Consider the following 25,844-nt stretch of genomic DNA (forward strand, 5'->3'; position numbering starts at 1 on the left):
CATAGAAAATTTACTTGCCCGGTGTTTAGCCATAAAATCACGCCGATTGACTGCACTGCGACATATCGTCACTGCTTTATTTCTTTATCAAGCTCAGAGACCTTTGCTCTCTGTTAAGGATTACCAGCATGCCCGAAGCGACAGGACTCATGGCCCACAACTGGGGCTTTGCCATTTTCCTTCTGGGTGTAGGCGGCCTCTGCGCCTTCATGCTCGGCGTCTCCAGCCTCCTCGGGTCAAAAGCCTGGGGCCGCAGCAAAAACGAACCGTTCGAGTCCGGCATGCTACCTACCGGTGGCGCCCGCTTGCGGCTCTCAGCCAAATTCTATCTGGTCGCGATGCTCTTCGTGATCTTCGATATCGAAGCCCTATTTCTCTTTGCCTGGTCTGTGTCCGTCCGCGAAAGCGGCTGGACCGGATTCGTCGAAGCTCTCGTTTTCATAGCAATTCTGTTGGCAGGTCTTGTCTACCTTTGGCGGGTGGGGGCTCTTGATTGGGCTCCGGAAGGTCGCCGTAAGCGGCAGGCGAAGCTAAAACAATGAGGCTTTGGCGATGCAATACAATCTCACCAGGATCGACCCCGATGCTCCTAACGAGCAGTATCCGATCGGCGAACGGGAAACCGTTTCCGATCCGTTAGAAGATCAAGTCCACAAAAACATCTTCATGGGCAAGCTGGAAGACGTGCTGAACGGCGCGGTCAACTGGGGGCGTAAGAACTCCCTGTGGCCGTACAACTTCGGCCTGTCCTGCTGCTACGTGGAAATGACCACCGCCTTCACGGCGCCCCACGACATCGCGCGCTTCGGCGCCGAAGTTATCCGGGCATCACCGCGCCAGGCGGATTTCATGGTTATTGCCGGAACCTGCTTCATCAAGATGGCGCCGATCATTCAGCGTCTCTACGAGCAAATGCTCGAACCGAAGTGGGTTATCTCCATGGGTTCGTGCGCCAACTCCGGTGGCATGTACGACATCTATTCCGTCGTTCAAGGGGTGGACAAGTTCCTGCCCGTGGACGTCTACGTGCCTGGCTGCCCGCCCCGCCCTGAAGCTTTTCTGCAAGGCCTGATGCTCTTGCAGGAGTCGATTGGCCAGGAGCGTCGCCCACTTTCCTGGGTCGTCGGTGACCAAGGCGTGTATCGCGCCGAAATGCCGTCGCAAAAGGAACAGCGCCGCGAACAGCGTATTCAGGTAACCAACCTGCGCAGCCCCGACGAAGTCTGATTCCAGAGCGCTTCTTACAAAGAACGAAAAACTGGCTTCATTCTTTACGTTGACCGAAAGCGATAAAAAACCATGACTACAGGCAGTGCTCTGTACATCCCGCCTTATAAGGCAGACGACCAGGATGTGGTCGTCGAACTCAATAACCGTTTTGGCCCTGAGGCGTTCACCGCCCAGGCCACCCGCACCGGCATGCCGGTGCTGTGGGTTACCCGTGCCAAACTCGTCGAAGTTCTGACCTTCCTGCGCAACCTGCCCAAGCCGTACGTCATGCTCTATGACCTGCATGGCGTGGACGAGCGTCTGCGCACCAAGCGTCAAGGGCTGCCAGGCGCCGACTTCAGTGTGTTCTACCACCTGCTGTCGATCGAGCGTAATAGTGACGTAATGATCAAGGTTGCCTTGTCCGAGAGCGACCTCAGCTTGCCGACCGTGACCGGTATCTGGCCAAACGCCAACTGGTACGAGCGTGAAGTCTGGGACATGTTCGGCATCAACTTCGCCGGCCACCCTCACCTGTCGCGCATCATGATGCCGCCGACCTGGGAAGGTCACCCGCTGCGCAAGGACTTCCCGGCGCGCGCCACCGAATTCGATCCGTTCAGCCTGACCCTGGCCAAGCAACAACTGGAAGAAGAAGCCGCGCGCTTCAAGCCGGAAGACTGGGGCATGAAGCGTTCCGGCGCCAACGAGGACTACATGTTCCTCAACCTGGGCCCGAACCACCCTTCGGCTCACGGTGCCTTCCGCATCATCCTGCAACTGGACGGTGAAGAGATCGTCGACTGCGTACCGGACATCGGCTACCACCACCGTGGCGCCGAGAAGATGGCCGAGCGTCAGTCCTGGCACAGTTTCATTCCGTACACCGACCGTATCGACTACCTCGGCGGCGTGATGAACAACCTGCCGTACGTGCTCTCGGTCGAGAAACTGGCCGGGATCAAGGTGCCGGAGAAGGTCGACGTCATCCGCATCATGCTGGCCGAGTTCTTCCGGATCACCAGCCACCTGCTGTTCCTGGGTACCTACATCCAGGACGTCGGCGCCATGACCCCGGTGTTCTTCACCTTCACCGACCGTCAGCGCGCCTACACCGTGATCGAAGCCATCACCGGTTTCCGTCTGCACCCGGCTTGGTACCGCATCGGCGGCGTCGCCCACGACCTGCCACGCGGCTGGGAAAAACTGGTGAAGGACTTCGTCGACTGGCTGCCCAAGCGCCTCGACGAATACACCAAAGCCGCCCTGCAGAACAGCATCCTCAAGGGTCGTACCATCGGTGTCGCCGCCTACAACACCAAGGAAGCCCTGGAATGGGGCGTCACCGGTGCTGGCCTGCGTTCCACCGGTTGCGATTTCGACCTGCGTAAGGCGCGCCCCTACTCCGGCTACGAGAACTTCGAGTTCGAAGTCCCGCTGGCGGCCAACGGCGATGCCTACGACCGCTGCATGGTCCGCGTCGAAGAAATGCGCCAGAGCATCAAGATCATCGACCAGTGCCTGCGCAACATGCCGGAAGGCCCGTACAAGGCGGACCACCCGCTGACCACACCGCCGCCGAAAGAGCGCACGCTGCAGCACATCGAGACCCTGATCACGCACTTCCTGCAGGTTTCGTGGGGCCCGGTCATGCCGGCCAACGAGTCCTTCCAGATGATCGAAGCGACCAAGGGCATCAACAGTTATTACCTGACGAGCGATGGCGGCACCATGAGCTACCGCACCCGGATCCGTACCCCGAGCTTCGCCCACCTGCAGCAGATCCCTTCGGTGATCCGCGGCAGCATGGTCGCGGACTTGATCGCGTACCTGGGTAGTATCGACTTCGTTATGGCCGACGTGGACCGCTAAGCATGAACAGCACGCTTATCCAGACAGACCGTTTCGCCCTGAGCGAAACCGAGCGCTCGGCCATCGAGCACGAGCTGCATCACTACGAAGACCCGCGCGCGGCGTCTATCGAAGCCCTGAAGATCGTCCAGAAGGAACGTGGCTGGGTGCCTGATGGCGCGCTCTACGCCATCGGCGAGATCCTCGGCATCCCGGCCAGCGACGTAGAAGGCGTGGCGACGTTCTACAGCCAGATCTTCCGTCAGCCGGTCGGCCGTCACATCATCCGTGTCTGCGACAGCATGGTCTGCTACATCGGCGGCCACGAGTCCGTGGTCAGCCAGATCCAGAGCGAGCTGGGCATCGGCCTCGGCCAGACCACCGCCGACGGCCGCTTCACCCTGCTGCCGGTGTGCTGCCTGGGCAACTGCGACAAGGCCCCGGCGCTGATGATCGACGACGACACTTTCGGCGACGTGCAGCCTGCTGGCGTGGCCAAACTGTTGGAGGGCTACGTATGACCCTGACATCCTTCGGCCCTGCCAACCGCATCCAGCGCAGCCCGGAAACCCATCCGCTGACCTGGCGCCTGCGCGACGACGGCGAGCCGGTATGGCTCGACGAGTACCAGGCCAAGAACGGCTACGCCGCTGCGCGCAAGGCTTTCGCCGACCTGTCCCAGGACGACATCGTCCAGACCGTCAAGGACGCCGGCCTCAAGGGCCGCGGCGGCGCGGGCTTCCCCACTGGCGTGAAGTGGGGCCTGATGCCCAAAGACGAATCCATGAACATCCGTTACCTGCTGTGCAACGCGGACGAAATGGAACCCAACACCTGGAAAGACCGCATGCTGATGGAGCAACTGCCCCATCTGCTGATCGAAGGCATGCTGATCAGCGCCCGCGCGCTGAAAACCTATCGCGGCTATATCTTCCTGCGGGGCGAATACACCACCGCCGCCAAGCACCTCAACCGTGCAGTGGAAGAAGCCAAGGCCGCGGGCCTGCTGGGCAAGAATATCCTGGGCAGCGGCTTCGACTTCGAGCTGTTCGTCCACACCGGCGCCGGGCGTTACATCTGCGGTGAAGAAACCGCACTGATCAACTCCCTCGAAGGTCGTCGCGCCAACCCGCGCTCCAAGCCGCCCTTCCCCGCCGCCGTCGGCGTCTGGGGCAAGCCGACCTGCGTGAACAACGTCGAGACCCTGTGCAACGTGCCAGCGATCATCGGCGACGGCGTGGAATGGTACAAATCCCTCGCTCGCGAAGGCAGTGAAGACCACGGCACCAAGCTGATGGGCTTCTCCGGCAAAGTGAAGAACCCTGGCCTGTGGGAACTGCCGTTCGGCGTGACCGCGCGCGAGCTGTTCGAAGACTACGCCGGCGGCATGCGCGACGGCTTCAAGCTCAAGTGCTGGCAGCCAGGCGGCGCCGGTACCGGTTTCCTGTTGCCCGAGCACCTGGATGCGCAGATGTACGCCGGCGGCATCGCCAAGGTAGGCACCCGCATGGGTACCGGCCTGGCGATGGCGGTCGACGACAGCATCAACATGGTGTCGCTGCTGCGCAACATGGAAGAGTTCTTTGCCCGCGAATCCTGCGGCTTCTGCACTCCTTGCCGCGATGGCCTGCCGTGGAGCGTCAAGCTGCTGCGCGCCCTCGAGAAAGGCGAAGGGCAAGCCGGCGATATCGAGACCCTGCTGGGTCTGGTCGGTTTCCTCGGCCCAGGCAAGACCTTCTGCGCTCACGCACCGGGCGCCGTGGAGCCATTGGGCAGCGCCATCAAGTATTTCCGTCCAGAGTTCGAGGCCGGCATCGCAGCCACCAGTGCTGCCGTCGTCCCGCCCCTGGCCCGGCCGATCGTAGTCGGCGCGTAAACGTATCGAACGAGGGTGGTCCGTGCCGCCCTCGTATCGCCTGAAGACGCCGCGACGCGCCAGGCGAGCACCAAGATTCCATTAGCCACGCCCGCTGACACCGGGCCAACGAAGAACTTTGAACCATGGCCACTATCCACGTAGACGGCAAAGCGCTCGAAGTCGATGGGGCGGACAACCTGTTACAGGCATGTCTGTCACTAGGCCTCGACATCCCTTATTTCTGCTGGCACCCCGCTCTCGGTAGCGTCGGTGCCTGTCGCCAGTGCGCGGTCAAGCAGTACACCGACGAGAACGACACCCGTGGTCGCATCGTCATGTCCTGCATGACGCCCGCCACCGACAACACCTGGATCTCCATCGACGATGAAGAATCCAAGGCCTTCCGCGCCAGTGTCGTCGAATGGCTGATGACCAACCACCCGCACGACTGCCCGGTCTGCGAGGAAGGCGGTCACTGCCACCTGCAAGACATGACCGTGATGACCGGCCACAACGAGCGCCGTTATCGCTTCACCAAGCGTACCCACCAGAACCAGGAACTCGGCCCGTTCATCGCTCACGAGATGAACCGCTGCATCGCCTGCTACCGCTGCGTGCGTTTCTACAAGGACTATGCCGGCGGTACCGACCTCGGCGTGTTCGGCGCCCACGACAACGTGTACTTCGGTCGCGTTGAAGACGGCACCCTGGAAAGCGAGTTCTCCGGCAACCTCACCGAGGTCTGCCCGACCGGTGTATTCACCGACAAGACTCACTCCGAGCGCTACAACCGCAAATGGGACATGCAGTTCTCGCCGAGCATCTGCCATGGCTGCTCCAGCGGTTGCAACATCTCCCCGGGCGAGCGCTACGGCGAACTGCGCCGCATCGAGAACCGCTACAACGGTTCGGTGAACCAGTACTTCCTGTGCGACCGCGGCCGTTTCGGTTATGGCTACGTCAACCGCACAGACCGTCCACGCCAGCCACTGCTGAACGACGGCACCAAGCTGAACCTGGACCAGGCGCTGGACAAGACCGCCGACCTGCTGCGCGGCCGCAATATCGTCGGTATCGGTTCGCCTCGCGCCAGCCTGGAAAGCAACTACGCCCTGCGTGAACTGGTAGGCGCCGAGCACTTCTACAGCGGTATCGAAGCCGCCGAGCTGGAGCGCATCCGCCTGGTCCTGCAAGTGCTGAAAAACAGCCCGCTGCCCGTGCCGACCATGCGCGACATCGAAGACCACGATGCAGTGTTCGTCCTCGGCGAAGACCTGACCCAGACCGCCGCCCGCATGGCCCTGGCCCTGCGCCAGTCGGTCAAGGGCAAGGCCGAAGAGATGGCCGACGCCATGCGCGTCCAGCCATGGCTCGACGCCGCGGTGAAAAACATCGGCCAGCACGCGCTGAACCCACTGTTCATCGCCAGCCTGGCGGAAACCAAGCTCGACGACGTTGCCGAGGAGTGTGTACACGCCGCTCCCGACGATCTGGCACGCATCGGTTTCGCCGTGGCCCATGCCCTGGACGCCAGCGCCCCGGCCGTAGAAGGTCTGGACGCGCAAGCCCAGGAACTGGCCAAGCGTATCGCCGACGCCCTCCTCGCCGCCAAGCGCCCACTGATCATCGCCGGCACCTCCCTGGGTTCCAAGGCGCTGATCGAAGCCGCGGCGAACATCGCCAAGGCCCTGAAGCTGCGCGAGAAGAACGGTTCCATCAGCCTGATCGTGCCTGAGGCCAACAGCCTCGGCCTGGCCATGCTCGGTGGCGAATCGGTGGACGCCGCCCTGCAAGCGGTGATCGACGGTAAGGCCGACGCCCTGGTCGTGCTGGAAAACGATCTGTACACCCGCACCGACGCCGCCAAGGTCGATGCCGCGCTGAACGCCGCGAAAGTGGTGATCGTCGCCGACCACCAGAAGACCGCCACCAGCGATCGCGCGCACCTGATTCTGCCAGCAGCCAGCTTCGCCGAAGGCGACGGCACCCTGGTCAGCCAGGAAGGCCGTGCCCAGCGCTTCTTCCAGGTGTTCGACCCGACTTACATGGATGCCAGCATCCTGGTTCACGAAGGCTGGCGCTGGCTGCATGCCCTGCGCTCTACCCTGCTGAACAAGCCGGTGGACTGGACCCAACTGGACCACGTGACCGCCGCCTGCGCCCAGAGCAACCCGCAACTGGCACGCATCGTCGATGCCGCGCCATCGGCGTCGTTCCGCATCAAGGGCCTGAAGCTGGCCCGCGAACCGCTGCGTTACAGCGGCCGTACCGCCATGCGCGCCGACATCAACGTGCACGAGCCACGTACCCCGCAGGACCAGGACACCGCGTTCTCCTTCTCCATGGAAGGTTACTCGGGCTCCGTGGAACCGCGCTCCCAGGTGCCGTTCGCCTGGTCGCCGGGCTGGAACTCACCGCAAGCCTGGAACAAGTTCCAGGACGAAGTCGGTGGTCACCTGCGTGCCGGTGATCCGGGCACCCGCCTGATCGAAAGCCAGGGCGACAGCCTCGGCTGGTTCGCCAGCGTGCCGCGCGCCTTCTCCCCTGCCCAGGGCACCTGGCAGGCGGTGCCGTTCTACCACCTGTTCGGCAGCGAAGAGAACTCTTCGAAAGCCGCTCCGGTCCAGGAACGCATCCCGGCCACCTACGTTTCCCTGGCCAAGTCCGAAGCCGATCGCCTGGGTGTCAACGATGGCGCACTGCTCACCGTGAACGTGGCGGGCCAGACCCTGCGTCTGCCGCTGCGCATCAACGAAGAACTGGGCGCTGGCCTGGTGGCCCTGCCGGCCGGCCTGGCGGGCATTCCTCCGGCGATCTTTGGCAAATCCGTTGACGGTCTGCAGGAGGCAGCGCAATGACCTGGTTCACCCCTGAAGTGATCGACGTGATCCTGGCGGTCGTCAAAGCCCTGGTCATCATGCTGGCCGTGGTGGTCGCAGGTGCCTTGCTCAGCTTTGTCGAGCGTCGCCTGCTGGGTTGGTGGCAGGACCGTTACGGTCCGAACCGCGTTGGCCCGTTCGGCATGTTCCAGATCGCCGCCGACATGCTGAAGATGTTCTTCAAGGAAGACTGGACCCCGCCGTTTGCCGACAAGGTGATCTTCACCCTGGCACCGGTCGTGGCCATGAGCGCCTTGCTGATCGCTTTCGCGATCATCCCGATCACCCCGACCTGGGGCGTGGCGGACCTGAACATCGGCCTGCTGTTCTTCTTCGCCATGGCCGGCCTGTCGGTCTACGCGGTGCTGTTCGCCGGCTGGTCGAGCAACAACAAGTTCGCCCTGCTCGGCAGCCTGCGGGCCTCGGCCCAGACCGTGTCCTATGAAGTGTTCATGGGCCTGGCGCTGATGGGCATCGTGGCCCAGGTCGGTTCGTTCAACATGCGCGACATCGTCGACTACCAGGCGCAGAACCTGTGGTTCATCATTCCGCAGTTCTTCGGCTTCTGTACCTTCTTCATCGCTGGCGTGGCCGTGACTCACCGTCACCCGTTCGACCAGCCGGAAGCGGAACAGGAACTGGCCGACGGTTACCACATTGAATACGCCGGCATGAAATGGGGCATGTTCTTCGTTGGCGAGTACATCGGCATCATCCTGATCTCGGCACTGCTGGTCACCCTGTTCTTCGGTGGCTGGCACGGTCCGTTCGGCATCCTGCCGCAACTGTCCTTCGTCTGGTTCGCCCTGAAGACCGCGTTCTTCATCATGCTGTTCATCCTGCTGCGCGCTTCCATCCCGCGTCCGCGTTATGACCAGGTGATGGACTTCAGCTGGAAATTCTGCCTGCCGCTGACCCTAATCAATTTGCTGGTGACTGCTGCGCTTGTGTTGTTGAACACGCCAGCGGGCGCGGTTCAGTGAGGATTTGACCCATGTTCAAATATATTGGCGACATCGTTAAGGGTACTGGTACCCAACTGCGCAGCCTGGTGATGGTCTTCGGCCATGGCTTTCGCAAGCGCGACACCCTGCAATACCCGGAAGAGCCGGTCTACCTGCCGCCCCGCTACCGTGGCCGCATCGTGCTGACCCGCGACCCCGATGGCGAAGAGCGTTGCGTAGCCTGCAACCTGTGCGCCGTGGCGTGCCCGGTGGGTTGCATCTCGCTGCAGAAAGCTGAAACCGAAGACGGTCGCTGGTACCCGGACTTCTTCCGCATCAACTTCTCGCGTTGCATCTTCTGTGGCCTCTGCGAGGAAGCCTGCCCGACCACCGCGATCCAGCTGACTCCGGATTTCGAGATGGCCGAGTTCAAACGTCAGGACCTGGTTTACGAGAAAGAAGATCTGCTGATCTCCGGTCCCGGAAAGAACCCTGATTACAACTTCTATCGTGTTGCAGGTATGGCCATTGCCGGTAAGCCAAAAGGCTCCGCGCAAAACGAAGCCGAGCCGATCAACGTGAAGAGCTTGCTGCCTTAAGGAAGAAAGATGGAATTCGCTTTCTATTTCGCGTCAGGTGTCGCCGTTGTCTCCACGCTACGCGTGGTGACCAACACCAACCCTGTGCACGCCCTGCTCTACCTGATCATTTCGCTGATCGCCGTGGCGATGACGTTCTTCAGCCTCGGCGCGCCGTTCGCCGGCGTGCTGGAAGTGATCGCCTATGCCGGCGCCATCATGGTGCTGTTCGTGTTCGTGGTGATGATGCTGAACCTGGGCCCCGCCTCGGTTCAGCAGGAACGCATCTGGCTCAAGCCGGGGATCTGGCTCGGGCCGGTGGTGCTCGCCGCCCTGCTGCTGGTGGAACTGCTGTACGTGCTGTTCAGCCACCAGAGCGGTAGCGGTATCGGCCACACCACCGTGGACGCCAAGGCCGTGGGCATCAGCCTGTTCGGTCCTTATCTGCTGGTGGTCGAACTCGCCTCGATGCTGCTGCTCGCCGCAGCCGTCACGGCGTTCCACCTGGGCCGCAACGAGGCGAAGGAGTAAGACCATGCCTACTATCGGAACTATCCCTCTGGAGCACGGCATGGCCGTTGCCGGCATCCTGTTCTGCCTCGGCCTGGTCGGCCTGATGGTGCGCCGCAACATTCTCTTCGTGCTGATGAGCCTGGAGGTGATGATGAACGCCTCCGCCTTGGCCTTCATCGTCGCCGGTAGCCGCTGGGCGCAGCCGGATGGACAGGTCATGTTCATCCTGGTGATCAGCCTGGCAGCCGCCGAGGCCAGTATTGGCCTGGCGATCCTGTTGCAGCTGTATCGCCGCTTCCACACTCTCGATATCGACGCTGCCAGCGAGATGCGCGGATGAACCTTCTCTATCTGACTTTCCTGTTCCCCCTGATCGGTTTCCTGCTGCTGGCATTCTCCCGTGGACGCCTCTCGGAAAACCTCTCCGCCCTGATCGGTGTCGGCTCCGTTGGCCTGTCGGCGATTGTCGCGGCTTATGTGATCTGGCAATTCAACGTCGCCCCGCCGGAAGGTGGCCACTACACCCAGGTGCTGTGGCAATGGATGACCGTTGGCGACTTCAAGCCAACCTTCGCCCTGTATCTGGATGGCCTGTCCGTGACCATGCTCGGCGTGGTGGTGGGCGTGGGTTTCCTGATCCACCTGTTCGCGTCCTGGTACATGCGCGGTGAAGACGGTTACTCGCGCTTCTTCGCCTACACCAACCTGTTCATCGCCAGCATGCTGTTCCTGGTGCTCGGCGATGACCTGTTGTTCCTGTACTTCGGCTGGGAAGGCGTGGGCCTGTGTTCGTACCTGCTGATCGGTTTCTACTACAGCAACCGCAACAACGGTAACGCCGCACTCAAGGCCTTCATCGTCACCCGCATCGGCGACGTGTTCATGGCCATCGGCCTGTTCATCCTGTTCCAGCAGCTGGGTACCCTGAACATCCAGCAACTGCTGGTCGCAGCACCTGCGAAGTTCCAGGCCGGCGACTTCTGGATCGTCCTGGCGACCCTGATGCTGCTGGGTGGCGCGGTCGGTAAATCCGCCCAGCTGCCGCTGCAGACCTGGCTGGCGGACGCGATGGCCGGTCCTACCCCGGTTTCGGCACTGATCCACGCCGCAACCATGGTGACCGCCGGCGTCTACCTGATCGCCCGTACCCACGGCCTGTTCGCCCTGGCGCCGGACATCCTGCACCTGGTGGGCGTCGTCGGTGGCGTGACCCTGGTCCTGGCCGGCTTCGCCGCGCTGGTACAGACCGACATCAAGCGGATCCTCGCCTACTCGACCATGAGCCAGATCGGCTACATGTTCCTGGCCCTGGGCGTTGGCGCCTGGGACGGCGCAATCTTCCACCTGATGACCCACGCCTTCTTCAAGGCCCTGCTGTTCCTTGCCTCCGGTGCGGTGATCGTTGCCTGCCACCACGAGCAGAACATCTTCAAGATGGGCGGCCTGTGGAAGAAACTGCCGCTGGCCTACGCCAGCTTCATCGTTGGCGGCGCGGCCCTGGCGGCCCTGCCACTGGTCACCGCCGGTTTCTACTCCAAGGACGAGATCCTCTGGGAAGCCTTCGCCAGCGGTAACCACGGCCTGCTGTATGCCGGTCTGGTGGGGGCCTTCATGACCTCGCTGTACACCTTCCGCCTGATCTTCATCACCTTCCACGGTGAAGCCAAGACCGAAGCCCACGCCGGCCACGGCATCAGCCACTGGCTGCCGCTGTCAGTGCTGATCGTTCTGTCGACCGCCGTCGGCGCGATGATCACTCCACCGCTGCACGGTGTGCTGCCACTCAGCGTCGGCCATGCCGGTGGCGAAGCCAAGCACAGCCTGGAACTCGCGTCTGGCGCCATCGCCATCGCCGGTATCCTGCTGGCCGCGCTGCTGTTCCTCGGCAAGCGTCGCTTCGTTACCGCCATCGCCAACAGCGGCATCGGCCGCATCCTCTCGGCCTGGTGGTTCGCTGCCTGGGGCTTCGACTGGATCTACGACAAACTGTTCGTCAAGCCATATCTGGCGATCAGCCATGTACTGCGCAAAGACCCGCTCGACCAGACCATCGGTCTGATCCCGCGCCTGGCCAAAGGGGGCCACAACTCCCTGAGCCGTACGGAAACCGGTCAACTGCGTTGGTACGCCGCCTCGATGGCTGCTGGTGCCGTGCTGGTTATCGGCGCCGTCGTGCTGGTAGCGGTCTGATATGAACCTTGCGAACTTGCGAAAGGAATTGAGCCCGTCATGATTCTGCCTTGGCTAATCCTGATCCCCTTCATCGGCGGCCTGCTGTGCTGGATGGGTGAGCGCTTCGGCGCCACCCTCCCCCGCTGGATTGCGCTGATCACCATGTCCCTGTTGCTCAGCCTCGGCCTCTGGCTGTGGGCCCACGGCGACTACTCACTCGCTCCGGCGCCTGGCGCCGATCCAACCTGGACCCTGGAGTTCAAGCACGTCTGGATCGAGCGCTTCGGCATCAACGTGCACCTGGCCCTCGACGGCCTGTCGCTGTTGATGATCCTGCTGACCGGTCTTTTGGGCGTGCTTTCTGTCCTCTGCTCCTGGAAAGAGATCCAGCGTCACGTGGGCTTCTTCCACCTGAACCTGATGTGGATCCTGGGCGGTGTCGTCGGCGTGTTCCTCGCCCTCGACCTGTTCATGTTCTTCTTCTTCTGGGAAATGATGCTGGTGCCGATGTACTTCCTCATCGCGCTCTGGGGTCACAGTTCTTCGGACGGCAAGAAAACCCGGATCTACGCCGCGACCAAGTTCTTCATCTTCACTCAGGCTTCCGGCCTGATCATGCTGGTGGCGATCCTCGGTCTGGTGCTGGTCAACTTCAACGACACCGGCGTGATTACCTTCAACTACGCCGACCTGTTGAAGACCAAGATGTCGACCACTACCGAGTACGTGCTGATGCTCGGCTTCTTCATCGCCTTCGCGGTGAAGCTGCCAGTGGTGCCGTTCCACTCCTGGCTGCCTGATGCCCACGCCCAGGCACCGACCGCGGGTTCCGTGGACCTGGCGGGGATCCTGCTGAAGACCGCGGCCTACGGCCTGCTGCGCTTCGCCCTGCCGCTGTTCCCGAATGCCTCGGCCGAGTTCGCGCCGATCGCCATGACCCTGGGTCTGATCGGGATCTTCTACGGTGCCTTCCTGGCTTTTGCCCAGACCGACATCAAGCGCCTGGTGGCATTCTCCAGCGTTTCGCACATGGGCTTCGTGCTGATCGGCATCTACTCCGGCAGCCAACTGGCCCTGCAGGGCGCGGTGATCCAGATGCTGGCTCACGGTCTGTCGGCGGCGGCACTCTTTATCCTGTGCGGCCAGTTGTACGAACGCACCCACACCCGCGACATGCGTGAAATGGGTGGCCTGTGGTCGAAGATCGCCTACCTGCCGGCCATCAGCCTGTTCTTCGCCGCGGCCTCGCTGGGCTTGCCGGCGACCGGTAACTTCGTCGGCGAGTTCCTGATCCTAGTCGGTACCTTCGCCAGCGCGCCATGGGTTTCCGTGCTCGCGACGTCCGGCCTGGTATTCGGTTCGGTCTACTCGCTGATCATGATTCACCGTGCCTACTTCGGCCCGGCCAAATCGGACGCAGTACTGCACGGCATGGATGCTCGCGAACTGATCATGGTGACTGGACTGGCGGCACTGCTGATTTACATCGGCGTCTACCCGCAACCGTTCCTCGATACCTCTGCCGCTACGATGAGTGGCGTGCAGCAGTGGCTCGGTACCGCCTTCACTCAACTCGCTTCGGCCCGGTAAGAGCGCTATGGACTTTACGATTCAACACTTTATCGCGCTTGCGCCGCTGTTGATCACCAGCCTCACCATCATTGTGGTGATGCTGGCTATCGCCTGGCGTCGCAACCATTCGCAAACCTTCCTGCTGTCGGTCGCCGGTCTGAACCTGGCGTTGCTGTCGATCCTGCCGGCCCTGAAAGTCACCCCTCTGGCGGTGACTCCATTGCTGCAGATCGACCAGTTCGCCTGCCTGTACATGGCGCTGATCCTGGTAGCCACCCTGGCCTGCGTCACCCTCGCCCACGCCTACCTGGGCGACGGCGGCACCGGTTACCCGGGCAACCGCGAAGAACTGTACCTGCTGATCCTGATGGCCGCCGCCGGTGGCCTGGTGCTGGTCAGCGCACAGCACCTGGCCGGCCTGTTCATCGGCCTGGAGCTGCTCTCGGTACCGGTCTACGGCCTGGTGGCTTATGCCTTCTTCAACAAGCGTTCTCTGGAAGCCGGCATCAAGTACATGGTGCTGTCGGCCGCCGGTTCCGCGTTCCTGCTGTTCGGCATGGCCCTGCTCTACGCCGAAGCCGGCAGCCTGAGCTTCAACGGCATCGGTCAGGCCCTGGCCGCGACCGGCCTTCCTAGCCCGCTGGCCCAACTGGGCCTGGGCATGATGCTGATCGGCCTGGCGTTCAAGCTGTCGCTGGTACCCTTCCACCTGTGGACCCCGGACGTCTACGAAGGGGCTCCGGCGCCTGTGGCGGCCTTCCTGGCCACCGCGAGCAAGGTGGCGGTGTTCGCGGTGATGGTGCGTCTGTTCCAGATCTCGCCGGTGGCCAGCAGCGGTGTCCTGAACACCGTGCTGACCCTGATCGCGATTGCCTCGATCCTGTTCGGTAACCTGCTGGCGCTGACCCAGAGCAACCTCAAGCGTCTGCTGGGTTACTCGTCCATCGCTCACTTCGGTTACCTGCTGATCGCCCTGGTGGCGAGCAAGGGCCTGGCGATGGAGGCCATCGGCGTCTACCTGGTCACCTACGTGATCACCAGCCTCGGCGCCTTCGGCGTGATCACCCTGATGTCCTCGCCTTACAAGGGTCGCGACGCGGATGCCCTGTACGAGTACCGTGGCCTGTTCTGGCGTCGTCCGTACCTGACCGCCGTACTGACCGTGATGATGCTGTCCCTGGCCGGTATCCCGCTGACCGCGGGCTTCATCGGCAAGTTCTACATCATCGCCACCGGTGTCGAAGCGCACCAATGGTGGCTGGTCGGTTCCCTGGTCCTGGGCAGTGCCATCGGCGTGTTCTACTACCTGCGCGTCATGGTCACCCTGTACCTGATCGAGCCGAACCTGCGCCGCGTCGACGCCCAGCTGCACTGGGAACAGAAAGCCGGCGGCGTGATGCTGCTGGCCATCGCGGTCCTGGCGTTCTTCCTCGGCGTCTACCCACAACCGCTGCTGATCCTGGTTCAGCAATCCGGTCTGGCGGGCTGATCGCTCAAGAACGATCCGCAGTAAAACAAGACGGCGCCTTCGGGCGCCGTTTTGTTTTCCAAAGAAAAACCGCCCTGCCCTTCCTCCTGCCACCTGAAAGGAATTGCCTTTCAGGCTTTAAAGACGCGTCCTACGTCTCATCCTGATTGCTAAGTCTAAGGTCATTAAAAGGCGACGAGCGCCATGCGCAATGTCTTGACCTCTCGACCCATCCAATCAAAAATATACGCAGATTACGTACAGAATATGGACGCACTTTTCATTGAGTTACCCCCGTTCCAACGCTATCGACAGGACTATCTGGACGACGAGCTTTTTCGTAGTTTGCAGCTTGAATTGCTGAAAGCCCCCGAAGCTGGAGATCTCATCGAGGGAACCGGTGGCTTGCGCAAGATCCGCTTTGTCGATGAGCGACGGCACAAGGGCAAACGCGGCGGGATCCGGGTGATTTATTACTGGTGGTCCGGAAGCGCCCAATTCTGGCTCTTCACCCTTTACGCAAAGAACGAGCAGAACGACCTGACACCCCATCAGAAAAAACTGCTCAAGCAACTGCTGAACAGAGAAGTCGAGGCGAGAACCCATCATGAAACGTGACATCTTTTCCGAACTGGTCGAAGGTTTCGACGCCCTGGCCAAAGAGCGCCAAGGCAAGCTCACGCTGCGCACCCACAAGGTCAAGCTGAACGCACTGCTACCGATCACCGCCGAAGAAGTGCTGGCCGTGCGCGAGCAGCTGAACCTGTCCAGATCGGTATTTGCCATGTACCTGCGCACCAATACTCGAACCCTGGAGAACTGGGAGCAAGGACGCGCAAAACCCAACGCCCAGGCCACCATCCTGATCCGCCTGGTACAGCGTTTTCCCGATACGGTGGAGCGGCTGGCAGCACTGGCCTGAAGCTCTGCGCTGGTTCGAAGGACGTCATCGCGGGCAAGCCTCGCTCCTACAGAAGAACGGAGTGACGTGATCCTTCGACACCTGGCCTACGACAGCGATGGCCCAGGCACCACAACAACCATTCCCAAAACAGAACGGCACCCGAAGGTGCCGTTGCGCATTACCGATCCACAACCTTACTTGCGCGCCGCCTCCCACGACTTGAGCAGTTCGTTGTAGCTCACGGTCTCGCCCTTGGGTTTCTCGTTGGCCAGTTTCGGTTTCGGCGCGCCCGGTTGGTCGAACCAGTATTGCGCGTCGCGCTCGGGGTTCATTTTCGGGGCGCAGGTGGCCTGGGCTTTTGAACGCTCGAGCCGGGTCATGATCGCGTCCTGGTCCTTGGCCAGGCCATCGAGTGCCTGTTGCGGGGTTTTCTCGCCGCTGGCCGCTTCGGCGATATGGCTCCACCACAGCTGAGCCAGGCGTGGATAGTCCGGCACGTTGGTGCCGGTCGGCGTCCACTGCACACGGGCCGGGCTGCGATAGAACTCCACCAGGCCACCGAGTTTCGGCGCCAGGTCGGTCATCGCCTGGGAATTGATGTCCGACTCGCGGATCGGCGTCAGGCCGACGATGGTTTTCTTCAGCGACACGGTTTTCGAGGTCACGAACTGGGCATAGAGCCAGGCCGCGAGTTTCTGTTTCTCCGGGGTGGACTTCATGAAGGTCCAGGACCCCACGTCCTGATAGCCCAGCTTCATGCCCTCCTCCCAGTACGGTCCACGCGGCGACGGCGCCATGCGCCATTTCGGCGTGCCGTCGGCGTTCATCACCGCCAGGCCCGGCTTGGTCATGTCGGCGGTGAAGGCGGTGTACCAGAAGATCTGCTGGGCGATATTGCCCTGGGACGGCACCGGCCCGGATTCGGAGAAGGTCATGCCTGCCGCTTCCGGTGGCGCGTATTTTTTCATCCAGTCCACGTATTTGGTGGTGGCGAACACCGCCGCCGGACCGTTGGTGTCGCCGCCGCGGGTCACGCTGGAGCCCACCGGATGGCAATCCTCGACGCGGATCCCCCACTCGTCCACCGGCAAGCCGTTGGGCAAGCCCTTGTCGCCGCCGCCGGCCATGGAGAACCAGGCATCGGTGAAGCGCCAGCCCAGGGACGGGTCCTTCTTGCCGTAGTCCATATGCCCGTAGACCCGCTTGCCGTCGATCTCCTTGACGTCTTCGCTGAAGAACTTGGCGATGTCCTCATAAGCCGACCAGTTCACCGGCACACCCAGCTCGTAGCCGTACTTCTCCTTGAACTTGGCTTTCAGGTCGGCCCGCTCGAACCAGTCGGCGCGGAACCAGTACAGGTTGGCGAACTGCTGGTCGGGCAGCTGATAGATCTTGCCGTCCGGCGCGGTGGTGAAGGAGATACCGATGAAGTCCTTGATGTCCAGGGTCGGCGAGGTGTAGTCCTTGCCCTCGTTGGCCATCAGGTCGGTGATGGATTCGGTCTTGCCATAACGGAAGTGCGTGCCGATCAGGTCGGAGTCGTTGACCCAGCCGTCATAGATATTCTTGTCCGACTGCATCTGGGTCTGCAGCTTCTCCACCACGTCGCCTTCCTGCAGCAGGTCGTGGGTCAGCTTGATCCCGGTGATTTCACTGAAGGCCTTGGCCAGCACCTTGGACTCGTATTCATGGGTGGCGATGGTTTCCGAGACCACGTTGATCTTCATCCCGCGAAACGGCTCGGACGCCTTGATGAACCACTTCAGCTCTTCCAGCTGTTGTTCCGCGGTCAGGGTGGATGGCTTGAACTCGCTGCCGATCCATTTTTTCGCGGCGTCCTCATAGGCGTCGGCCCAGGCCGTCGCGCTCAAGCCGCTCAGTGCCAGCATGGCCGCCAATGAAACGCTATGTCGCAGCTTATTGTTTTTGTCGAACATAGAGACCTCCCGGTTGAATTTCGAAGCAGGACCACCGCGCACGCGCCCGGCTAGCCCCAACGCATCACAGCCAACAGCCACACCAGGGACAGCCCGAACGCCACCCAGATGCTCCAGTCGGTGACGCCGATTACCAGCAGATGCAGGTAGGCGCTGCCGAGAAGACCGATAAACAGACGATCGCCACGGGTGGTGGCAATCGGCAGGAAGCCGCGCCGAGGGATGCTCGGCGAATGTAATTCCCAGCTGGTCATGCCCAGCAGGATCAGGGCAATGACACCGAAGAATGCCGCCGTCGGGGCGGTCCAGTTCATCCATTCCATCAACGGATCCTCATACCCGGCCCAGGGCGAAGCCCTTGGCCACATGGTTGCGAACAAACCAGATCACCAGCATGCCCGGCAGAATGGTCAGCACCCCGGCGGCCGCCAGCACGCCCCAGTCGATACCGGAGGCGGACACGGTGCGGGTCATCACCGCGGCGATCGGCTTGGCGTTCACCGAAGTCAGGGTCCGCGCCAGCAGCAGCTCGACCCAGGAAAACATGAAGCAAAAGAACGCCGTCACGCCGATCCCCGAGCCGATCAGCGGGACGAAGATCTTCACGAAGAACTTGGGAAAGCTGTAGCCGTCGATGTAGGCGGTCTCGTCGATTTCCTTCGGCACCCCGGACATGAAACCTTCGAGAATCCACACCGCCAGCGGCACGTTGAACAGGCAGTGGGCCAGGGCCACGGCTATGTGCGTATCGAACAGGCCAATGGACGAATACAGCTGGAAGAACGGCAGCAGGAACACCGCCGGCGGCGCCATGCGGTTGGTCAGCAGCCAGAAGAACAGGTGCTTGTCGCCGAGGAAGCGGTAGCGCGAGAACGCATAGGCCGCCGGCAGCGCCACGCTCAGGGAAATCACCGTGTTCAGGCTGACGTAATACAGCGAGTTGAGGTAGCCGGTGTACCAGCTGGGGTCGGTGAAGATCACCTTGTAGTTGTGCCAGGTGAAATCCTGGGGCCACAGGGTCAGGCTGCCGAGGATCTCGTTATTGCTCTTGAACGACATGTTCAGCAACCAGTAGATCGGCACCAGCAGGAACAGGATGTAGATCAGCAGCGGTATCAGCTTGCGCTTGGTCATGGCGGCCGTCCTCAGCGATTGGCGTCGGAGTGGGTCATGGCGGTGTAGAACAGCCAGGACACCAGCAGGATGATCAGGAAGTACACCAGGGAGAACGCCGCGGCCGGGCCCAGGTCGAACTGACCGATCGCCATCTGGGTCAGGGTCTGGCTGAGGAAGGTGGTGGCGTTGCCCGGCCCGCCGCCGGTGAGCACGAACGGCTCGGTGTAGATCATGAAGCTGTCCATGAAACGCAGCATCACCGCGATCAGCAGCACGCTTTTCATCTTCGGCAACTGGATATGCCGGAACACCGCCCAGTTCGACGCGCGGTCGATGCGCGCGGCCTGGTAGTACACGTCCGGAATTGCTCGCAGCCCCGAGTAGCAGAGCAGCGCCACCAGCGAGGTCCAGTGCCACACGTCCATCACCAACACTGTGACCCAGGCATCCATGGTGTTGGCCGCGTAGTTGTAATCGATGCCCAGGGCATTCAGCGCCGAGCCCATCAGGCCGATGTCGGCGCGGCCGAAGATCTGCCAGATGGTGCCCACCACGTTCCACGGGATCAGCAATGGAATGGCGAGGATGATCAGCACCACCGACGACCAGCGCCCCTTGCTCGGCATGGTCAGGGCAATGGCTATCCCTAAGGGGATTTCGATCAGCAGCACGCAGGCCGAATAGATGAACTGGCGCAGCAGCGAATCGTGCAGGCGTGGATCGAGCAGCACCTGGCGGTACCAGTCGGCACCGACGAAGTAGCGGCTGGACTGGTCGAAGATGTCCTGCACCGAGTAGTTGACCACGGTCATCATCGGGATCACCGCACTGAAGGCCACCAGCAGGAACACCGGTAATACCAGCCACCAGGCCTTGTTGTTCTGCACTTTGTTCATGGCTGAACCTCGTTCGTGGCGTGGGCCTCCAGCAGGTACTCATCGGCGTAGACCATCAGCCACTGCGCGGGAAAGCTGATGCAGGCCCTGCCCTGCGGCACCGGCTTGTCTTCGGCCAGCCGCACTTTCAACACCGCGCCGTCGAGGTTCAGGGTCATGATCTTGTAGGTGCCCAGGTCCTCGACATGGACCACATCAGCCTGCAGCGCCTCCTCGTAAGGCTCGTCCCAGACATGGATGAACTCCGGGCGGATGCCGACTTTCAGGCTCTGGTAATCGCTCTCGGCGATCCGTTGCTGCAAGGCCTCGGGCAGTGCCAGGTGGGTGCCGGCGAACCTGACACCGCCGGCCTCTGCCCGGACCTCGATCAGGTTCATCCCCGGGCTGCCGATGAAGTAGCCGACAAAGGTGTGGCTCGGCCGCTCGAACAGCTCCCGCGGGGTACCGAACTGGACGATCTGCCCGCCGTACATCACCGCGATCTTGTCGGCGAAGGTCGAAGCTTCGAGCTGGTCGTGGGTGACGTAGACCATGGTGATGTTGAACTGCTCGTGGATCTGCTTGAGCTTGCGCCGCAGCTTCCACTTCAGGTGCGGGTCGATCACCGTCAGCGGCTCGTCGAACAGGATCGCCGACACGTCGTCGCGCACCAGGCCGCGGCCCATGGAAACCTTCTGCTTTTCATCGGCGCTGAGGTTGCGCGCCTTCTTGTTCAGCAGCGCCTGCAGGTCGAGGACCTCGGCGATCTCCTGCACCTTGCTGTGCACCTTGGCTTCGGCCAGGCCCTGGTTGCGCAGCGGGAAGGCCAGGTTGTCGAACACCGTCATGGTGTCGTAGACCACCGGGAACTGGAAAACCTGGGCGATATTGCGCTTCTCCGGGGTCAGTTCGTTGACCACCCGGGTATCGAACAGCACCTGTCCCTGGGACGGGCTGAGCAGCCCGGAAATGATATTGAGCAAGGTCGACTTGCCGCAGCCCGACGGCCCGAGCAAGGCATAGGCGCCGCCCTGCTCCCAGATGTGGTTCATCTCGCGGATCGCATAGTCCTCGGGACCGGCCGGGTTGCTGGTGTAACTGTGGGCGAGGTTGTGCAAACGGATCTCGGCCATCAGGCAACCCTCGCGACGCGCCGCCCCGGCGCCTGGACCAGACGGCCCTGGGCATCGAAGACGAACAGTTTGTGGGTGGGGATATAAATGCGGATCGGCGCGTCGACATCGTATTCGTGCACGCCGGGCAGGTGCAGCACCAACAGGAATTGTTCGTTGCGCACATGGAGGAAGGTTTCCGAGCCGCTGATTTCCGCGACCTCGACGGTCACCGCCAGCTCCAGGTCGTCGTCGTTGCTCGGCACCAGGGAGATATGGCTGGGCCGCACGCCAAAGCGGAACTCGCCCTCGCCGACCGGGCGCAGATCGACGTTCAGCGGAAAGTGCACGAAATTGGCAAAGCTCACTTCATTGCCGGCGATGCGCCCCGGCATCAAGTTGATCGGCGGTTCGGAGAACAGCTCGGCGGCCAGCACAGTCTGGGGCTGGTGATAGACCTCGGCGGTCTTGCCGCTCTGCACCAGGCGCCCCTCGTGGAGGATGGTGGTGGTGCCGCCCAGGGCCAGCGCCTCGTTGGGCTCGGTGGTGGCATAGATGGCGATGGTGTGGCGGGCCTGGAACAGCTCGCGCATCTCCTGGCGCAGTTCTTCGCGCAGCTTGTAGTCGAGGTTGACCAGCGGCTCGTCGAACAGGATCAGCTCGGCATCCTTGACCAGCGCTCGGGCCATCGCCGTGCGCTGCTGCTGGCCGCCGGACAGCTCCAGCGGATGGCGCTGCAGGAACTTCTCGATCCGCAGCATCTTCGCCGTCTCCAGCACCTTACTCTCGATCAACTGCGCGGCGACGCCAGCCTGGCGCAACGGCGAGGCGATGTTCTCGAACACGGTCATGGTCGGGTAGTTGATGAACTGCTGATAGACCATCGACACGTTGCGCAGCCGCACCGGACGCCCGGTGACGTCCACGCCGTTCATCAGGATGCGTCCGCTGACGGGCTTGTCGAGCCCGGCGATCAGGCGCATCAGGCTGGTCTTGCCGGACAGCGTGCGCCCCAGCAGGACATTGAAGGAACCGGGTTCAAAGCGCAGCGAAATGTCATCGATCCAGGTCTGGCCCTCGACGACACGGCTGACGTGCTCCAGCGTTAATGACATGGCTCGGCCTTTTTTATTATTGGAGTCAAGCGACCGGAGCAGTAGAGCGACTTTCATGCCAGAACCGTGACGTCAAACCAAGCCACTGATAAGCCTGGAATTTATGCCAAGGCAGGCTGCTCGAGGGTTCATAGCTGAACAGAAATGAACAATCCGGACTGAACAACTGAACAGTCCAGCAGTTGACAATGAACAAGAGTGAACAACACTGGATGGACGTTTTTGCCGGCAAGATTGCTTCTTGTAGCCTCTGCCGCAGGCTGCGATCGAGGCCGAAGGAATCGTAAGAGGGCTCCGCGCTCATACAGATAAAGCGCGTGCTCAGGTTCTGCGGCCGCTGCGCAGCCGATCGCAGCCTGCGGCAGCGGCTACAGAGAACGCAGCGCCCTGTCGTCATAACAAGAACAATAAGAGACCAGTCAACATGAGCGCACCTGCCTCGCCGCTGTCTCACGAGACCATCATCAAGGACTCCTGGAGTCGCTGCCGGGCCTTTGGCCTCAGCCACCAGAGCGCGCCCGCCTTCGATCAACTGCCCGCCGAGCGCATCGCCCAGTTGCTGGAGAGCCAGCATGCCCTGGTGCAGACCACCCACCAGGAAGTCCTGCCCTACTACGAGAACATCCTCAGCAACTCCAATTGCCTGATCATGCTCGCCGACAACCAGGGCCAGGTACTGACCTCCTGGGGCACCCAGCGTTTTATCGAGCCGAGCCTGGCCCGTGGTTTCAGCGCCGGCGCCAGCTGGCTGGAACACTGCAGCGGCACCAATGCCATCGGTACCGCCCTGGCCTGCGAGCAGGCGGTGCATATCGAGCACGATGAACACTTTCTCAAGGCCAACCGCTTCATGACCGGCTCGGCCGCGCCGATCTTCGATGCCGAGCGCCGGGTGATCGCGGTGCTGGACGTCTCCAGCGACAGCTACCTGCCGCCCTCCCATACCCTGGGCATGGTCAAGATGATGAGCCAGACGGTGGAGAACCGACTGATCCTCAACCTGTTCGAAGGCCGGCATTTCCAGCTGACCTTCAACACCGGCCTGAACAACCTCGACAGCCAGTGGGCCGGCCTGCTGATCTTCGATGAAAGCGGCCAGGTGCTGTCGGCCAACCGCCGCGCCGACAACCTGCTGGGCATCAGCCTGTCGCGGGTCGGCATCGAGAGCCTGTTCAAGGTGTCCCTGCTTGAGTTGCTCAACCAACCCGAAGGCCTGCCCTTCGCCCTGCAGGCCGCCGGTCGCAACCGCTTCCATTGCCTGCTCAAGCGTCCAAGACAGATGCCGATCCAGGCCCGAGTCTTCGCCGAGGCACCTGCTCGCCCTTCTCCCACCAACACCGATGCCATCAGCCTGAACACCCTGCACCTCGGCGACAGCCGGGTGGAGAAAGCCGTGCGCCAGGCCGAACGGCTGCTGGAAAAGGACATTCCGCTGCTGATCCACGGCGAAACCGGGGTCGGCAAGGAAGTCTTCGTCAAGGCGCTGCACCAGGCCAGCTCGCGGAGCAAGCAGGCGTTCATCGCCGTCAACTGCGCGGCGATCCCCGCCGAACTGGTGGAGTCCGAGCTGTTCGGCTACGAAAAAGGCGCGTTCACCGGCGCCAGCCAGAAAGGCAGCATCGGCCTGATCCGCAAGGCCGACAAAGGTACCTTGTTCCTCGACGAAATCGGCGACATGCCCTTGCCAACCCAGGCTCGCCTATTACGGGTGCTGCAGGAACGCTGCGTACAACCGGTGGGCAGCAGCGAACTGTTCCCGGTGGACATCCGCATCATCTCCGCCACCAACCGCTCCCTGCGCGAACAGGTGCAGCTCGGGCGCTTTCGCGAGGACCTGTATTACCGCATCGGCGGCCTGACCCTGGAGTTGCCGCCCTTGCGCGAACGCAGCGACAAACAGGCGCTGTTCAAACGTATCTGGGAACAGCACCGCGAATCCGGCCAATGGGCCGGGCTCAGTCGAGAAGTCCAGGAACTGTTCGAGCGCCACCCCTGGCCGGGCAACCTGCGCCAGGTCAGCAGCGTGATGCAGGTGGCGCTGGCCATGGCCGAAGAACAACCGATCCGCACCGAGCACCTGCCGGACGACTTTTTTGTCGACCTGGACATGGAGCCGGCCACCAGCCATTCACCGCCCGGCGACATCGACCTGGAGGACAGCGCCGACCTGCAGCGCCAGCTCAAGGCGGTGGGCGGCAATATCTCGCTATTGGCACGGCGGCTGGGGGTGAGTCGCAATACCCTCTATAAAAGATTGCGTCAGCAGGAGAATTGATCGCCCCTCCAGCCCCCCAAATAGCAGGCAAACAAAAACCCGCACAAGGCGGGTTTCTGTTTGTAGCCAGTACAGCGATCAGTCAGCCAGACGCCAGGTGGTCCCACCCTTGCCGTCTTCCAGCACCACGCCCATGGCGGTGATCTGGTCGCGGATGCGGTCGGACTCGGCCCAGTCCTTGTTGGCACGGGCAGCCAGGCGCGCCTGGATCAGCGCTTCGACCTGCGCCGCGTCGACCCGGCCGGCGGCACCGGCCTGCAGGAAGTCGTCGGCTTCCAGCTGCAGCACACCCAGCACATCCGCCAGTTCCCGCAGGCGCGCCGCCAGACCGGCCGCCGCATTGAGATCGCTCTCGCGCAGACGGTTGATCTCGCGCACCATCTCGAACAGCAGCGCACAGGCTTCCGGGGTGCCGAAGTCGTCGTTCATCACCTCGGTGAAACGCTCGACGAAGGCTTCGCCACCGGCGGCCGGTACGTTCGGCAGGCCCTTGAGGGCATGGTAGAAACGCTCCAGGGCGCCCTTGGCGTCCTTGAGGTTATCTTCCGAGTAGTTGATCGCACTGCGGTAGTGGCTCGACACCAGCAGGTAACGCACCACTTCCGGATGGTACTTGTCGAGCACATCGCGAATGGTGAAGAAGTTGTTCAAGGACTTGGACATCTTCTCGCCATTGATGCGAATCATGCCGCAGTGCATCCAGGCATTGGCGTAGGTCTTGCCGGTGGCCGCCTCGCTCTGGGCGATCTCGTTTTCATGGTGCGGGAACTCGAGGTCGCTGCCGCCGCCGTGAATGTCGAAGGTCTCTCCCAGGCAGCAGGTGGACATCACCGAGCACTCGATGTGCCAGCCCGGACGCCCGGCGCCCCATGGCGACTCCCAGCTCGGCTCGCCCGGCTTGGTGGCTTTCCACAAGACGAAATCCAGTGGGTCTTCCTTCGACTCATCGACCTCGATCCGTGCACCGATGCGCAGGTCCTCGATCTTCTTGCGCGACAGCTTGCCGTAACCCATGAACTTGGCCACGCGGTAGTACACGTCGCCATTGCCCGGTGCGTAGGCGTAGCCCTTGTCGATCAGGGTCTGGATCATGCTCAGCATGCCAGGGATATGATCCGTGGCGCGAGGCTCCAGGTCCGGCTTCTTGATGTTCAGCCGAGCCTCGTCTTCGTGCATCGCCACGATCATGCGTTCGGTCAGCGCATTGAACGGCTCGCCATTCTCCCGCGCCCGATTGATGATCTTGTCTTCGATGTCGGTGATGTTGCGCACATAGGTCAGGTTGTAACCGCTGAAGCGCAACCAACGTGTCACCAGGTCGAAGGCGACCATGCTGCGGCCATGGCCCAGGTGGCAGTAGTCGTACACGGTCATGCCGCACACGTACATGCGTACATTGTTGCCATCCAGCGGCTTGAAGACTTCTTTGCTCTTGGTGAGCGTGTTGTAGATCGTAAGCACGTTAG

Annotated in this window: 23 protein-coding genes; 16 read left to right on the forward strand and 7 right to left on the reverse strand. The window is 62.0% G+C overall.

Going from position 1 to position 25,844, the window contains the following annotated elements; genetic code table 11:
• The first annotated feature begins 128 nt into the window (after window positions 1–128).
• The 15 genes from C4K38_RS20300 to C4K38_RS20370 all read left to right on the forward strand — a co-directional run bounded on the left by C4K38_RS20300 (window position 129) and on the right by C4K38_RS20370 (window position 15,966).
• Window positions 129–542 (forward strand): NADH-quinone oxidoreductase subunit A, encoded by a 414-nt coding sequence (locus C4K38_RS20300; protein ID WP_007929187.1) that lies wholly within the window; start codon window positions 129–131, stop codon window positions 540–542.
• A gap of 10 nt (window positions 543–552) precedes the next feature.
• Window positions 553–1,227 (forward strand): NuoB/complex I 20 kDa subunit family protein, encoded by a 675-nt coding sequence (locus C4K38_RS20305; RefSeq protein WP_053279907.1) that lies wholly within the window; start codon window positions 553–555, stop codon window positions 1,225–1,227.
• 72 nt (window positions 1,228–1,299) lie between these two features.
• The gene (gene nuoC, locus C4K38_RS20310; RefSeq protein ID WP_053279908.1) at window positions 1,300–3,081 is read left to right on the forward strand and encodes an NADH-quinone oxidoreductase subunit C/D; all 1,782 of its coding nucleotides are present in this window, start codon (window positions 1,300–1,302) and stop codon (window positions 3,079–3,081) included.
• A gap of 2 nt (window positions 3,082–3,083) precedes the next feature.
• Window positions 3,084–3,581, forward strand: coding sequence for an NADH-quinone oxidoreductase subunit NuoE (gene nuoE / locus C4K38_RS20315; RefSeq protein WP_007929184.1), 498 nt, complete (start codon window positions 3,084–3,086; stop codon window positions 3,579–3,581).
• Window positions 3,578–4,936: an NADH-quinone oxidoreductase subunit NuoF gene (gene nuoF / locus C4K38_RS20320; protein WP_009049785.1), complete on the forward strand. Its 1,359-nt coding sequence runs from the start codon at window positions 3,578–3,580 to the stop codon at window positions 4,934–4,936. Before nuoE ends, nuoF begins: the two co-directional genes overlap by 4 nt.
• A 125-nt stretch (window positions 4,937–5,061) precedes the next feature.
• Entirely contained in the window at window positions 5,062–7,776 is a 2,715-nt protein-coding gene (nuoG, locus tag C4K38_RS20325) for an NADH-quinone oxidoreductase subunit NuoG (protein WP_053279909.1), read from the forward strand.
• Window positions 7,773–8,780 carry an NADH-quinone oxidoreductase subunit NuoH gene (gene nuoH / locus C4K38_RS20330; RefSeq protein ID WP_007929607.1) on the forward strand — a complete coding sequence of 336 codons (1,008 nt, stop codon included), beginning with the start codon at window positions 7,773–7,775 and terminating at the stop codon, window positions 8,778–8,780. The genes nuoG and nuoH overlap by 4 nt, the downstream gene beginning before the upstream one ends.
• Window positions 8,781–8,791: 11 nt before the next feature.
• Window positions 8,792–9,340, forward strand: coding sequence for an NADH-quinone oxidoreductase subunit NuoI (nuoI, locus tag C4K38_RS20335; protein WP_003223795.1), 549 nt, complete (start codon window positions 8,792–8,794; stop codon window positions 9,338–9,340).
• Between the two features lie 9 nt (window positions 9,341–9,349).
• Entirely contained in the window at window positions 9,350–9,850 is a 501-nt protein-coding gene (gene nuoJ / locus C4K38_RS20340) for an NADH-quinone oxidoreductase subunit J (RefSeq protein WP_025804708.1), read from the forward strand.
• A gap of 13 nt (window positions 9,851–9,863) precedes the next feature.
• Window positions 9,864–10,172 (forward strand): NADH-quinone oxidoreductase subunit NuoK, encoded by a 309-nt coding sequence (gene nuoK, locus C4K38_RS20345; RefSeq protein WP_023964387.1) that lies wholly within the window; start codon window positions 9,864–9,866, stop codon window positions 10,170–10,172.
• Entirely contained in the window at window positions 10,169–12,022 is a 1,854-nt protein-coding gene (gene nuoL, locus C4K38_RS20350) for an NADH-quinone oxidoreductase subunit L (RefSeq protein WP_053279910.1), read from the forward strand. The genes nuoK and nuoL overlap by 4 nt, the downstream gene beginning before the upstream one ends.
• Before the next feature lie 39 nt (window positions 12,023–12,061).
• Window positions 12,062–13,594, forward strand: a complete 1,533-nt coding sequence (nuoM, locus tag C4K38_RS20355; protein ID WP_053279911.1) for an NADH-quinone oxidoreductase subunit M — start codon at window positions 12,062–12,064, stop codon at window positions 13,592–13,594.
• A 7-nt stretch (window positions 13,595–13,601) separates the two neighbouring features.
• Complete coding sequence (nuoN, locus tag C4K38_RS20360) at window positions 13,602–15,065, forward strand: NADH-quinone oxidoreductase subunit NuoN (protein ID WP_007929613.1); 1,464 nt, start codon at window positions 13,602–13,604, stop codon at window positions 15,063–15,065.
• A gap of 246 nt (window positions 15,066–15,311) precedes the next feature.
• Entirely contained in the window at window positions 15,312–15,662 is a 351-nt protein-coding gene (locus C4K38_RS20365; RefSeq protein ID WP_231998601.1) for a type II toxin-antitoxin system RelE/ParE family toxin, read from the forward strand.
• Entirely contained in the window at window positions 15,652–15,966 is a 315-nt protein-coding gene (locus tag C4K38_RS20370) for a helix-turn-helix domain-containing protein (RefSeq protein WP_053279913.1), read from the forward strand. Before C4K38_RS20365 ends, C4K38_RS20370 begins: the two co-directional genes overlap by 11 nt.
• Window positions 15,967–16,142: 176 nt before the next feature.
• Here C4K38_RS20370 and C4K38_RS20375 read toward each other — a convergent pair whose 3' ends face one another.
• The 6 genes from C4K38_RS20375 to C4K38_RS20400 are packed head-to-tail and all read right to left on the reverse strand — an operon-like array spanning window position 16,143 to window position 22,103.
• Window positions 16,143–17,885, reverse strand: a complete 1,743-nt coding sequence (locus tag C4K38_RS20375; RefSeq protein WP_053261847.1) for an ABC transporter substrate-binding protein — start codon at window positions 17,883–17,885, stop codon at window positions 16,143–16,145.
• Window positions 17,886–17,935: 50 nt separating this feature from the next.
• Window positions 17,936–18,208, reverse strand: a complete 273-nt coding sequence (locus tag C4K38_RS20380) for a DUF2160 domain-containing protein (RefSeq protein ID WP_053279914.1) — start codon at window positions 18,206–18,208, stop codon at window positions 17,936–17,938.
• Window positions 18,209–18,218: 10 nt separating this feature from the next.
• Window positions 18,219–19,019, reverse strand: coding sequence for a carbohydrate ABC transporter permease (locus C4K38_RS20385; protein WP_007929618.1), 801 nt, complete (start codon window positions 19,017–19,019; stop codon window positions 18,219–18,221).
• Between the two features lie 11 nt (window positions 19,020–19,030).
• The gene (locus C4K38_RS20390) at window positions 19,031–19,897 is read right to left on the reverse strand and encodes a carbohydrate ABC transporter permease (protein WP_053279915.1); all 867 of its coding nucleotides are present in this window, start codon (window positions 19,895–19,897) and stop codon (window positions 19,031–19,033) included.
• Complete coding sequence (locus C4K38_RS20395; protein WP_053279916.1) at window positions 19,894–21,009, reverse strand: ABC transporter ATP-binding protein; 1,116 nt, start codon at window positions 21,007–21,009, stop codon at window positions 19,894–19,896. The genes C4K38_RS20390 and C4K38_RS20395 overlap by 4 nt, the downstream gene beginning before the upstream one ends.
• Entirely contained in the window at window positions 21,009–22,103 is a 1,095-nt protein-coding gene (locus C4K38_RS20400) for an ABC transporter ATP-binding protein (protein WP_053279917.1), read from the reverse strand. Before C4K38_RS20400 ends, C4K38_RS20395 begins: the two co-directional genes overlap by 1 nt.
• A gap of 424 nt (window positions 22,104–22,527) precedes the next feature.
• On the opposite strand from C4K38_RS20400, the gene C4K38_RS20405 reads away from it, so the two are divergent.
• A complete protein-coding gene (locus C4K38_RS20405; protein WP_053279918.1) occupies window positions 22,528–24,378 on the forward strand; it encodes a sigma-54-dependent Fis family transcriptional regulator in 1,851 nt (616 codons plus the stop codon).
• Between the two features lie 78 nt (window positions 24,379–24,456).
• Here the strand turns inward: C4K38_RS20405 and cysS are convergent, their stop codons facing one another.
• Window positions 24,457–25,839 (reverse strand): cysteine--tRNA ligase, encoded by a 1,383-nt coding sequence (cysS, locus tag C4K38_RS20410; protein WP_053279919.1) that lies wholly within the window; start codon window positions 25,837–25,839, stop codon window positions 24,457–24,459.
• Window positions 25,840–25,844 lie beyond the last annotated feature (5 nt).

The organism is Pseudomonas chlororaphis subsp. piscium, from assembly GCF_003850345.1.
GTDB lineage: Bacteria > Pseudomonadota > Gammaproteobacteria > Pseudomonadales > Pseudomonadaceae > Aquipseudomonas > Aquipseudomonas piscium.